At 39.9% G+C, this 12,019-nt stretch carries 12 protein-coding genes; 4 read left to right on the top strand and 8 right to left on the bottom strand.

All coding sequences use genetic code 11. The features are described 5' to 3' along the window. The first annotated feature begins 127 nt into the window (after nt 1–127). The 3 genes from UFO1_RS03315 (at nt 128) to UFO1_RS03305 (ending at nt 2,630) form a co-directional block, all read left to right on the top strand. On the top strand, nt 128–892 hold the full coding sequence (locus UFO1_RS03315; RefSeq protein ID WP_038667924.1) for a hypothetical protein: 765 nt from the start codon (nt 128–130) through the stop codon (nt 890–892). A gap of 11 nt (nt 893–903) precedes the next feature. Next, the gene (locus UFO1_RS03310) at nt 904–1,362 is read left to right on the top strand and encodes a hypothetical protein (protein ID WP_051788799.1); all 459 of its coding nucleotides are present in this window, start codon (nt 904–906) and stop codon (nt 1,360–1,362) included. A 161-nt stretch (nt 1,363–1,523) separates the two neighbouring features. Next, on the top strand, nt 1,524–2,630 hold the full coding sequence (locus UFO1_RS03305) for a DUF362 domain-containing protein (RefSeq protein ID WP_038667922.1): 1,107 nt from the start codon (nt 1,524–1,526) through the stop codon (nt 2,628–2,630). A 149-nt stretch (nt 2,631–2,779) separates the two neighbouring features. Here UFO1_RS03305 and UFO1_RS03300 read toward each other — a convergent pair whose 3' ends face one another. From UFO1_RS03300 to UFO1_RS03280, 6 genes are all read right to left on the bottom strand, one after another. Continuing rightward, nucleotides 2,780–3,058 carry a hypothetical protein gene (locus UFO1_RS03300; protein ID WP_038667920.1) on the bottom strand — a complete coding sequence of 93 codons (279 nt, stop codon included), beginning with the start codon at nt 3,056–3,058 and terminating at the stop codon, nt 2,780–2,782. Beyond that, nucleotides 3,045–4,028, bottom strand: a complete 984-nt coding sequence (locus UFO1_RS03295; RefSeq protein WP_038667919.1) for a bile acid:sodium symporter family protein — start codon at nt 4,026–4,028, stop codon at nt 3,045–3,047. The genes UFO1_RS03300 and UFO1_RS03295 overlap by 14 nt, the downstream gene beginning before the upstream one ends. A 343-nt stretch (nt 4,029–4,371) precedes the next feature. Continuing rightward, nucleotides 4,372–4,545 carry a hypothetical protein gene (locus UFO1_RS25400; protein ID WP_173406205.1) on the bottom strand — a complete coding sequence of 58 codons (174 nt, stop codon included), beginning with the start codon at nt 4,543–4,545 and terminating at the stop codon, nt 4,372–4,374. A gap of 258 nt (nt 4,546–4,803) precedes the next feature. After that, on the bottom strand, nt 4,804–5,589 hold the full coding sequence (locus UFO1_RS03290) for an AAA family ATPase (RefSeq protein ID WP_038667917.1): 786 nt from the start codon (nt 5,587–5,589) through the stop codon (nt 4,804–4,806). Next, nucleotides 5,586–7,544: an anaerobic carbon-monoxide dehydrogenase catalytic subunit gene (gene cooS / locus UFO1_RS03285; protein ID WP_038667915.1), complete on the bottom strand. Its 1,959-nt coding sequence runs from the start codon at nt 7,542–7,544 to the stop codon at nt 5,586–5,588. The genes UFO1_RS03290 and cooS overlap by 4 nt, the downstream gene beginning before the upstream one ends. A 195-nt stretch (nt 7,545–7,739) precedes the next feature. Further along, nucleotides 7,740–8,411, bottom strand: coding sequence for a Crp/Fnr family transcriptional regulator (locus UFO1_RS03280; RefSeq protein WP_038667913.1), 672 nt, complete (start codon nt 8,409–8,411; stop codon nt 7,740–7,742). Between the two features lie 591 nt (nt 8,412–9,002). Between UFO1_RS03280 and UFO1_RS03275 the strand changes: the two genes are divergently transcribed. Beyond that, the gene (locus tag UFO1_RS03275) at nt 9,003–10,157 is read left to right on the top strand and encodes a glycoside hydrolase family 18 protein (RefSeq protein ID WP_038667911.1); all 1,155 of its coding nucleotides are present in this window, start codon (nt 9,003–9,005) and stop codon (nt 10,155–10,157) included. A gap of 756 nt (nt 10,158–10,913) precedes the next feature. Here UFO1_RS03275 and UFO1_RS25395 read toward each other — a convergent pair. Both UFO1_RS25395 and deoC read right to left on the bottom strand, forming a co-directional pair. Continuing rightward, nucleotides 10,914–11,060, bottom strand: coding sequence for a hypothetical protein (locus UFO1_RS25395; protein WP_173406204.1), 147 nt, complete (start codon nt 11,058–11,060; stop codon nt 10,914–10,916). Between the two features lie 319 nt (nt 11,061–11,379). Continuing rightward, a complete protein-coding gene (gene deoC, locus UFO1_RS03270) occupies nt 11,380–12,018 on the bottom strand; it encodes a deoxyribose-phosphate aldolase (RefSeq protein WP_038667909.1) in 639 nt (212 codons plus the stop codon). Nucleotide 12,019: the final 1 nt, after the last annotated feature.

Raw genomic sequence — 12,019 nt, 5'->3', positions numbered from 1 at the left:
AGCAAATACAAATCCACAAAACTGTCATGACTCATACCAACAGAAGAAGAATAATTACAAAAATAACTGGTAGAATATAGTAAGACACGCATATCGCTCAACTTTTTATTAAGAAGGTACTATTACTATGCATAATCAACCCCGCCGTCCCCTCATGACCATCAGCCTGTATGGCGTTACATATTTCCAACGGCAGAATCCTTATATGGTAGCTTGGTTATCCGCTTCATACCCCGGTTTTGGTCACTATTTGCTTAATCAATATGCACGGGCTACCTTATTAACTTTATTTGAAGTAACTACAAATACACTAATTCATATAAACGAAGCAATTATTTATTCCTTTTGCGGACAATTTGAAATGGCCAAAGCCGTCATAAAAACACACTGGCTCTTGGGCTATGTCATCATCTATTTTTTTGCAATATGGGACAGTTATCGATCTGCCTTGGTGCAAAACAAAATGTGTCAGCTTGCAGAGCTCGAAAATGAACCATTACGATGTACAATCATTCATCCGTTTGAAATTCAATATCTGGAACAAAGAAATCCATGGATAGCAGCTTTATATTCTTTCTTCTTTCCCTGTCTGGGTCAACTTTACAATCATCAATGGTTACTGGCATTTTACGGAATGACCTGGTGGTGGATTTACCTTTCCTTATCCCATGCACATACTTTCCTCTTGTACCTGTTACATCACAATGTTCAAGAATCGATTTCCATACTTAACCCGCACTGGCTATTATTTATGCCATCCGTTTGGGGAGGGTCGATTTATCATGCCTTTTATACAGCCTTGGAACATAATCGGCTTTTTCGTCTGGAACAGCGCCAACATCTCGTCGATCGCTACCAAAATTCCGAAGTTCGCATATTCCCCGCAAAGTAGGTGCTGAAAATTTGCTAATTATTGGAACTTTTGAGCATTCCCTTGAGTTAGAACAGGTCTTAGCAGTATTGGAACATAACGGGATTGCCAGAAAGCATATCCTGGTAATACCCATGGATACAGAACCCACTCCCTCAGTCCGGTTTATTACCAAAGCACGCGACCTTTATACCAAAGGTTTTGAGGTAGGCGTAGCCTGTGCTACGGGAAGCGCTGTCATTGGTACGAGTATCGGGTTCATTTTGCCATGGGGGCCCATCTTTGTGGGGCTAATAGCTGCCGTTATTGGCTTTACAATCGCTTTGGGAATATATCTTCTCATCAACAAGGGTACGCATCGACATCTTCCGAAAAAATTACCCGAAATCACGATCATCGTCCAGTGCTTAGAAGAACAGTCTATCCAGGTTATGGAGACCATGTGGGAATATCGGGTTCTGACAGTTGGTCGAGCTCCGGAACCATCCTAAAAGTTAAGTCAAGCATTTTTTGTAATGGATAGCCTATCTACCCAAAATTGTTGACTAGGGTGATAAAAAATTGCATCAACCCTATTGACTTTGAGTAGACTCAAAGTTGTAACATAGAATATGAGCAATACATAGCTTGTTTTAGGAAGGGGAATGAATACATGTCCAACAAAGTATATTTTGTAAACCTTAGAGCGAGAACAGACAAAAGTAATAAAATCAGCAAAATAAGAAGTTTATTTGATCGTGCCGGTTTTAATGAATTTATCCAAAAGGATGCCCTTACAGCTATAAAGCTAACCTTCGGCGAACACGGAAGTGACGGCTTTATTAGTCCGGTTTTTGTGCGGCAAGTGGTAGATAAGATAAAAGAAAATGGAGCTAAGCCTTTTCTAACCGATACGAATACGCTTTATTCGGGAAGCAGACATAACTCGGTTGATCATTTACTAACCGCATTGGAACATGGTTTTGATTATACGGTTACAGGAGCTCCCATTATCATAGCCGATGGACTGCGCAGCGAAAGCATGACCGAAGTACAGATTGATAAAAAACACTTTAGTAAAGTGAAACTGGCTACAGACATTGTCAGTGCCGACAGTATGATTGTATTGTCTCACTTTAAGGGTCATGAGATGGCTGGCTTCGGCGGCGCTATAAAAAATCTGGCTATGGGCGGAGCACCGGCGCTTGGAAAAAAAGAGCAGCATGCTCTTAAGATTGTAGTTGATCAAGAAAAATGTGTTGGTTGCTCAAAGTGCAGCGTGGTTTGCCCAGAAACGGCCATTCGCATGAGTGAAATGAAGGCAAATGTTTCTCCTGATGCATGCATTGGCTGCGGGGAGTGTTTGACCGTTTGTCCGGTAAAAGCCAACGGAATGGACTGGGCAACAGACCTAGCAGATTTTCTTGAACGAATGACCGAGTACGGCTATGGAGTTCATAAGACTCATGAGAAACGTATCGGTTATATAAACTTTTTATTGAACATTACGCCTGATTGTGACTGTGCATCATGGAGCGATGCACCGATTGTTCCTGATATCGGCTTTTTGGCATCCACTGACCCTGTAGCTATTGATCAGGCAAGCTATGACCTAATCAATAAACAGCTTGGTTTCTCTCACTCTTTGCTTTCTTCCAACCTTGAAGCCGGGGCAGACAAGTTTTATGGTTTGCGTCCTCACATCGACGGCACTATCCAAATGCGGCATGGAGAAGAAATCGGCATGGGCAGCCGCGATTATGAATTAATTGTTCTATAACAATATGGGTGAAAACGAAAAAGTAAATTTTTCGGTACTACCCGTTGACGGAGTTGTATTTATGATAAAAAGCAAAGCACGCCAAACTGCCGTCGTAGTACTCATATCAGGAGTAATGTTTTTCTTTCATAGTATTTACTCTGGTGTTCTTAACGATATCTCTCCAATGTCAGATGGTCAATATGCTCGCGAAGCGCAAAATATTGTCCTAGGCAATACTTCATGTCAAACACTACAAAAAAACTCAAAATAATAGGCAGTACAGAACATAACATTCTTAATTGTAAAAGTAAAAAGCCGGTTACAGTGGTCATCCAACCACCGTAACCGGCAAATTTATTTTTAATGTCCAACGTCAAGGGGACAGGTCCTTTGACATAGATGCCTTTCTTACTTATACATTTTATATTTTGCTTACCTAATGTCAACGAACCTGTCCCCTTGACACTTTGCTGCTTGAAGACGTTTATATAAATGAGATACAATTGTTGCGAGTGGCTGCTGATACAAAATAGCCAGTGTCATAGGAACTGCAACCCTTGGCGGAAAATAGGTGAGTGCAATGACGAGTCCACAAGCGTTATTACGGATGCCCACATTAAAAATCATTGTTAGTATAATACTCTGAGTTCGTTCTTTTAATGCAAATGATCCTAGGTAACCGACAAAGAAGCTTGCTGATACAACAAATAAGGTAACGAGTAATGTTTTTAGTATGGAGATGTCCCAATTAATTTGTGGCATTACGACTGCTGAATTAATTAGGATGACCAGAAAAAGTGCTCCTTTTGATGTGGCACCCCCAATGCTGTTAGCGAAATTAACACTCCTCCCCTTTGTCCAATCATGCAGGAGCATACCGATGATGCTAGGCACCGTAACCATGAGCATAAGGTCGATAACCATTTTACTATAGCTAATGTCGATGGTTTGGCCAACAACAATATGGAAAAATAACGGTAATACTGTAGGTACAACTAAAGTATCCAATGTTACTGCAACAAAAGATATGCCTAAATCACCTTTGATTAACGAAGTCCAGATGATAGATGTAACCCCAATTGGAATTGAAGAGCCGATTAGATAGCCTAGCCGGATGTCAGGATCATTGGGGTAGAAGATCATGCCAACAGCCCAAGCTGTCAACGGTGTAACAAAATGAACTAAAATCAGCACCCATATAGGAATCCAGGGCTTCTTTAGCACGGTAGTGAATTCCTTAAAACTTGTACCTAATGCGGTGATAAAGGTCATGTAAGCGAATAAAGCCACCACAATTTGTCGTAGAAACGGGGAATCAGTAATAGTAACGAAAAAGCCTAAGAATAGTCCAGAAAGCACTACGATGAACATGTTTTTGGATAACCAATCATTTAATTGAATAAACAAAATAGACATTTAAACCTCCGTATAGGGTTATTAGGCTATATTTCACTGTTAATCAAAGCTTTTAACTAAAAAAACACTTAAATACTCTCTGATTGACTATAAACGGTCATCGAATATTGAAATAAGCCTTTCTTTTATTCTATAACACACTGCTTTTTATTGTGACAAGTGACTTGTCCCTTTTATCTTCTTTCTTGCTTAGCTGACTCAGTAATACCGGCCCTGCAAAACAGAATACAATAGTCTTATTCCCTAAAACACACAGAACTCCTGCCAAATCCACAAGTTTGGCAGGAGTTCTACTATTTTCGCTATTACCAATGATACGGTTCTACGTCTCACCTCTAAAGTTCTATTCTTCAGTTACCTTCAACATCTTCAGAAATTCATTCATAGAATACGATTCTTCCTGATCTGGTTTATCATCGAACCTTACAAAAACCTTAGCCCCATCTATATTAGTTATCGTTCCGTTATGACAGGTATTAAAATAGAGAGATACTTTTGAACCAACTTCAATAAGCATACTAATGACCTCCTATTCATTTGCTACGGCTGCCCGTTGTAGTGCTTGTACGATTTCTTCCTCAATCTTGTAGCAGTCCAGTATCTTGAAGATTTCTTTTGGTTTCTCCTAAAGTTTATTTTAAAGTGCTTAGTTTATGCTTCGCTATTGTGCGCGTGAAGCGTAGGTCGCTAATGACACGCAAAGCTTAATGCTAGTTTTTCGCCGTTAGAGGTGAGGAGTAATGGACTATTAAGTTGCCATTACTCCTCTTGTATATTAGATTTCATTCATGATCCTATCTAGAATACAGGCCGCTTCTTCTACTAACTCAGGACATAGTTCGAATAAGGTCCTTCCTTGGAAATCAGCAGAAATCGCTTCCATTTTGTAAGGAAGGACCCCCATTATCTTTAAATCTTCTAATTGTTCTATTATGGATGTCATTTCTATGCCTTGAAATTTACTAATTACAATATATATTTTTTGTATATTTAAATCCTTCGCCATTTTTGCCACGGCACGCGCCGTCACAAAACTACGCTGTCCAGGTTCAACTACTATAATAAATGCATCCACTCCTTCAGCAGTGCCACGACCTAAATGTTCTAAACCTGCCTCCATATCAACAATAACTGCCTCATTTCGCTCAAGCACCAAATGGTTTAAAAGAGATTTTAGCAATATACTTTCTGGACAAGCGCATCCTGCACCGCCTATCGATTTTGTACCCATTTGCAAAAGGCCGATATGATCCTTTCTTACCAGATACTTCTCAGGTATATCGTCCACCAAAGGGTTTAAAGTAAACCACTCCCCGAATCCACCAGGTGTTGCCCCTGTACGTTCTTGAATGAGTTTTTCATCTTGGGCGATGGTGCTAACCTTAGCAAGAACTTCCGGGTTAAACCCTAATGCCATACCAAGATTAGCATCAGGATCAGCATCAACAGCTAATACCTTGATATTTCTAGAAGATAATACATGACACAGTAGTGAGGCTAGTGTAGTTTTCCCAACACCACCTTTACCAGATATAGCAATCTTTATTCCTTTCTGTCTCATTTCTCCTGCCACCTATCAAAATTTGAACTTAGGCCTAGCGCCAATCTTTTCTCTTCAATTCGCCCAAGCAAAATATTAGCTGCTTTTACAGCATCTTGTTCATAAATTAATTTGCCACCAAATAATTTTTCCAAATTTAAACCTTCATCCTCAGCGCCGTTGCAGAGAACGTCAGTAACAAGCTTAGAACCAGACACTTGTGGATCAACGCCGATATGAACGTCTACACCATTTGCTAGAAAAAAAGTACCGATTGCTAGCGCTTTGGGACTATGAGTTTCTGGACAAGTTCCAACAGCAGGCAAATCCTTAATTTCCACCCCTAGAAAATCTGCTACGGCTAATAGCAGAGCAGCAGGACGTGAATTATCAACACAACTTCCCATATGCAAGGTTGGTGGCAATGATGGAAGCCCTACTGCTTGCCCAATGGCCTGCAAAACCCCTCGCAAAGACTGACCACAATATTCTAACCCGTCCATATTCATCAGATTATGCTTTGCCAAAGAATGAGCTGCGCAGCCTGTGGCAACCACCAAGACATTATTTTTAAGCAACTCTTTTGCTACTGTAACATTCCCGAAGTCTTGTAATTCACGAGGATTGGTACAGCCGACGATAGCCGCAACACCACGGATGGCACCACTGGTGATGGCGTCAATTAAAGGTTGTAGAGGCTCCTTTCCATTCAGTGCGCCTAGAGCTTCTAGAATTTGTTCTGTAGAAAATCCAGCATAAGCTTCTACTGTTCCTGTAAAATTAGAGGTCTTTTGAGGATCTCGCTTTTTGAAATTGGCAATTGCTTTACGAACAATCGCCTGTGCTGCTTGATCTGCCTCAGTCGTATGAAAATCAATATGAGTGGCGCCAGCAATTTTAACATAGGGTAAGGTTGTAATAATTTCTGTATGATAACACTCTGCCACTTTTTGCAGACCTGGCATAATACATTGTACATCAACCACCATTGCTTCCAGCAGACCAGTTACAATAATTAGTTCTTGAGAAGAGAAACTCGACGCTGCCGGTATACCGTGACGCATCAATATTTCGTTACCGGAACAACACACCCCAACAACGTTAATTCCTGTTGCGCCTACTTCCTTTGCTTCCTCTGATAATTTACGAGACCATTCCACAACTTTCTCCGATAGTAGGGGAACATGGCCATGCACTGCAATGTTAACCGTTTCTGGTTTTATCACACCAAGTTTGAATTTTGACTTTACTAATTTAGGTACACCAAAGAGTATGTCCTGCAGATCTGTAGACAAATGCAAACCGCCATAACCATCCACAAGCCCCATCGTCAAGCAGCCCAACAGAAGGTTTACTGGATCAGCATCACAGCCCATTGAAGTTCTAGTAATCGCCTTTGAAATTTCCAAATGAATATTAACAGGCGTAATACCAAGCTCATTCCATTTATCGATTGATTGCTTTTGCGCATGAAGAGTCAGCCAATTCATAATTCCCGCTTGTTTTTGATAGTCCTCTAATGCCTTGAGAGCCACTTCTTTTGCAATAGCCTCTACTGTTTTTTCATTGGTATTAAGGCCTAGACCTTTCGCCACCTGATATAACTTCTCTATCCCTTTAATTGTATAGTCGGAATGACCTTCAGCTGCTTCTAATAAAGCCAAGGCCGTTTCCCTGCCATGTTCAGCATGGCCAGCTACACCTTCAATAAGGTTGGTTAATAGATTTCGCGCAACAATTGTATCAGCGTCAGCTCCGCATATCCCTCGTTGCGCTCCTTTACCATTTGGTGCTATGCGGCATGGTCCTTCTAAACAATGCCGACAACAAACCCCAGCTGAACCAAAAGGGCAACGAGCAGCGCTTTGCTCCGCACGAGAAAAAGCGGTTTCAATTCCTTCCTCACAGGCTTTTTTATAAAGAATCTCAATATCATGATCCAAACTAATAGACTGAATTTTCTGTGATTTATGCATAATATATACATCTCCCTCACCATTTATCTGATAATCAAGTCCTGTAAGGCGTTATATTGCAAAAAAACTCCTGAATCTTAGCCTTCTCTACTTATAAACTAACATAAACATGAAAAAAAAGATGTCAGCTAGCCGACATCTTTCTCCTTTTTAGTTGAAATTACTTGATTGTATACTTATAGCGTTAACGACTTGCTACTCTGTATCATCCTTTGCACGCTTTGTTATTTCATTAAAATCTCGAATGATAATTTTATCTTTTTCTAGTACGATCAATCCTTCCTTTTGAAGATTATTAAAGAAAGTATTCACCGTTTGTCTTGTACTACCGACGATCGTTGCAATCTGTTGATGTGTTAAACCTAAAGTAATTTGAAAGGTTGCTGTACTCTGCTCACCACCAGCGAGGGCTAGACTATACACAAACTGATACAATCTTTTATTCACTTCTTTGAACACTAAACTTTCAATTGTATTAATAGAGTTCTTTAACGAATCGCCTAGCACTGAAATTACACTCATCACAAACAACGGTACTTCCATTAGCAATTTACGAAATGATTGTATAGGAAGAAATACAATTTCACCATCATCAAGGGCTTGACCAAAAGCACGCGTATGCCCGCTATAAACAGCACCAGATTCTAAAATAGTAAGCGTAAATTCTTTGCCATTTGGATACCGTAAATACACGCGAATCCGCCCTTGAAGAACAATATAAATATAGTCCGAGTGTTCCTCTAATTCAAATATTTCTTCCTTTTTTTTGAATTTGTGTGTACGACAATGACTAAAGTATTGAGCTATAACAGATTCTGGTAATTGACTAAACAAGTGTGTCCCCTGTAATTTCCCAAAGCTTTTCAAAATAAACACCTCCCATTGAAATCACTCTGACTCTTGCAAATCTTTCATAAAATTTGACCAAGCGCTCGCAACAAATATTTCTCGGTTCAAAGAAATGATGCTTTTTATGTTCATCCTAAATAAATACTGATTTAAAATAGTTTTACATTAGTACACGAGTGTTGATTAACCATCTATATTTGTCATATCATAAAGAACTCCTGCCAAATTCCTGCGAAATTTGGCAATACTGTTCGCTCATGCATTCATAAAGGCAATGGGCATGAAGACCACAACATCACAAAGTGTCATGGTACCCATACTAACATTCCCCAGAAGCCAGCCACAGGTGTGTAAAACTCAAACCTAGCGTGTAGAACAAAGAGAAACAGTGTGTAATGCATTTACACTGTTTTTTCTTTATTAATAGATGTCCTGAAAATCTATTTAAATTAGAATCCGTTAAGTAATTATCTTATTTTAAACTTGCATTTCAACGTTTTTAAAAATGCGATCCAGCTGGCATGCTATTTGCATAATCAAAAAATAGGTCAAGACTGATAACAATTACCGGTGATAGACCTACAAAATTTTGAGGGAGGATCTTTACGAATGATTAAGAGGGCATTTGGGGCAGTTCTGGTATTAATTTTAATTTCCTGTGCGCTTGTCATCACACCCGTTTTTGCTCAGGACAATGCTATTACAGACCACAAAATTGTTGCTTATCTGGCTGCTTGGGAAAACTGGTCAGCACAAGACATTCCAGCTAAAAAATTAACGCATATCAATTTATCGTTTGCGCGAATTGAAGACGGAAAAATTGCCAACGTAAAAATTGATGGAAAAGGGATTGAAGCTATTCAATTTCAAGAATTGAAAAAAGCCAAACTGGAAAACCCCGACTTAAAAGTATTAATTGCAGTTGGCGGCTGGGGCGGCGACGGCTTTTCCGACGCCGCGCTGACACCGGAATCCCGTGATATATTTGCTAAAAGTGTTGCTGACTATTTGAGCAAACATGATCTGGATGGAATCGACATTGATTGGGAGTTTCCGGTTCAAGGCGGCTGGGGCGCTATTAAAGCCAGACCGGAAGACAAGCAAAACTTTACCTTATTCCTACAAGCCATTCGTGCTGAATTGGACAACTTGAGCACAATCACCAAAAAGGATTATCTGCTAACCTACGCCGCTAATGTGAATCAATGGGCTATTGACAATATTGAAATCGACAAAGTAATACCGCTAGTTGATTACATCAATCTTATGACCTATGATTATCATGGCGGCTGGGAAGCCCAAACCGGACACCATACCGCCCTCTATGCCAACAAATTGGATACTTTGGGCATCGGCGGCGCGGCTGATGCGGCGCTCCGTTATATATCCGCCGGTGTCCCTTCCGGCAAAATTGTACTAGGCACTGCGTTTTACGGACGCCTCTGGGAACAAGTAGAGCCAAAGAACAACGGTTTGTATCAAAAAGCCTCCACAAAAAATGCTCGTGATGTTTCCTACAAAGAAATAGTTTTCGCCTATACCAAACAAACAGGGTTTACCCGCTACTGGGATGAGACAGCCAAAGCGGCCTACTTGTTCAATCCTAAAACCAAAGTTTTTATTACCTACGACGACCCGCAGGCACTGGAATATAAAGTAAAGTTTGTTCGCGATCATAACCTTGGAGGTGTTATGCTGTGGGAGTTAAGTAAAGATATGGATGGAACCTTAATTGACATATTATATAAAAATATAAAGCAATAAACCATAAACTTACTCAAGCCTGAAATTCACAATTCCCTTATAAATCTGCAGCATGCTTCTTGCTGCAGATTTTTTCGATTCAATAGTTAATCTTTATCTAATATCGCCCGAAAAAAAGCTTTAATAAACCCCTTCTTTAAAAAATTGTAAAACCATTACCGCCTTAAGAGATGTACTTTACGCGAGTGTAATATATCAGCAAGCATTGTTTCGCTATATTCTGATCAAATCATCAATGCATTCTAACTGACAAAAACAAGCCATTTCCAGATTAATACAATTTGGAAATGGCTTATTTTTTCGCCATTACCAATGATACGATTCCCCCCGATTAATCTTAAGTACTATACAATATTAAAATTCAGTAACTATCTACGAATAAGTAGCTTAACCAATGAAGAACAAGGCTGCGCCTCATCCACAATACTAATTTTATCTCCTTTCCAGGATTTCATCATTCATTTTCTAGAATCATTGGCAGGGCTGGACTAACTTATGATGAAATTTGATGAGTCTACCTAAATAGTCGAAATGGTCAATGTTATTATAAGCGAAGGTTAAGTATCACGGCGTAGCGTTAATAACATTGACCCTTCTCCTCCTTACAGAAAAAATATCTCTTCTAAAAAGAATAGTTTTTCCCTAACAAACCGCCCCTACCCTCAATATTTTGAGGATAGGGGCGGTACTCATTTACCTATTCTACTGTTACTGACCTCGCCAAATTCCTTGGTTTATCAACGTCACAACCACGAATTACAGACGCAAAAATCTTGTCACCACAGCTAGTGCAAGTACAATGGCCAAGGAAACTAGAAATGGCTTCATCGGTGAAGATAAAACACTACTAAATTCTTTGTCTTCTTTATGTTCATAGCAATATCCGCCGTAACAAGTTTTCATTATGATCAATCCTTTCTTATTATCAATTCTCTTATCTAAAATCCCTACTCAGAGATTAAATGTGTTTGTTTGATTACTTTTATTATATGATGATAATGATTATCTGTAAAGCATCATTATCAAGCACTTTGTTAAAAGTTAATATCACAAAGCCACCAACCCCCGTCTACTTCCGTCGCGCCCTATATTAGGCATATAGGGTGAAACTATATTTTATTAATTCATACACATAACAAAAAGAACCTCTGCTGCAAATACCAACAGAAGTTCTTAGTCGATGGACTGAAAAGTTTGCTCTTCTATTTTAATAACTTTAATACTATTTCAGTAAAACAACCCCATTGCCTGCACCAATACGGTCAGCTCCGGCTTCAACCAGCTGACAGGCAAATTCATGGGTGCGGATACTACCACTAGCTTTAATCTTGGCCTGATTACCAACAGTTTGGCGCATAAGTTTGACATCATCCACCGTTGCTCCACCTGTACTAAAACCAGTTGAAGTCTTAACATAAGCTGCCCCAGCGTGCACGGCTGCTTCGCAGGCGGCAATCTTCTCCTCATCACTGAGTAAACACGTTTCTATGATGACCTTGACGAGAGCAGGTTTAACTGCTTCAACAACCGCACGAATATCGTCCGTTACGAGATCCATATTTCCATCTTTGATTCCGCCAATATTGATGACCATATCGACTTCCTCTGCTCCAGCTTTTACAGCAGCTTCAGCCTCAAAAGCCTTGACCTCAGTAATCATCGCCCCCAATGGAAAACCAACAACGCAGCACGTTTTAATTCCACTACCCTTCAGTTCTGAGGTAACCAATGCCACATGACAACTATTGACGCAGACGGTCGCAAATCCATAAGTACGTGCCTCGGCGCAATAACGGCGAACTGTTTCTTGCGTTGCTTCTGGTTTTAGCATTGTATGATCAATTATCTGTGCAATATCCATA

It is taken from the genome of Pelosinus sp. UFO1 (assembly GCF_000725345.1).
Taxonomy (GTDB): Bacteria; Bacillota; Negativicutes; order DSM-13327; family DSM-13327; genus Pelosinus.
The sequence above is the reverse complement of the archived record's forward strand: the minus strand, read 5'-3'. Positions and strand labels throughout refer to the sequence as shown.

Bases quoted from the DNA above. Each gene is read 5' to 3' on its own strand.
- UFO1_RS03315 (WP_038667924.1), top strand. From the start codon at position 128: ATGCATAATCAACCCCGCCGTCCCCTCATGACCATCAGCCTGTATGGC.
- UFO1_RS03305 (WP_038667922.1), top strand. From the start codon at position 1,524: ATGTCCAACAAAGTATATTTTGTAAACCTTAGAGCGAGAACAGACAAA.
- UFO1_RS03295 (WP_038667919.1), bottom strand. From the start codon at position 4,028: ATGTCTATTTTGTTTATTCAATTAAATGATTGGTTATCCAAAAACATG.
- UFO1_RS25400 (WP_173406205.1), bottom strand. From the start codon at position 4,545: ATGCTTATTGAAGTTGGTTCAAAAGTATCTCTCTATTTTAATACCTGT.
- UFO1_RS03290 (WP_038667917.1), bottom strand. From the start codon at position 5,589: ATGAGACAGAAAGGAATAAAGATTGCTATATCTGGTAAAGGTGGTGTT.
- cooS (WP_038667915.1), bottom strand. From the start codon at position 7,544: ATGCATAAATCACAGAAAATTCAGTCTATTAGTTTGGATCATGATATT.
- UFO1_RS03275 (WP_038667911.1), top strand. From the start codon at position 9,003: ATGATTAAGAGGGCATTTGGGGCAGTTCTGGTATTAATTTTAATTTCC.
- UFO1_RS25395 (WP_173406204.1), bottom strand. From the start codon at position 11,060: ATGAAAACTTGTTACGGCGGATATTGCTATGAACATAAAGAAGACAAA.
- deoC (WP_038667909.1), bottom strand. From the start codon at position 12,018: ATGGATATTGCACAGATAATTGATCATACAATGCTAAAACCAGAAGCA.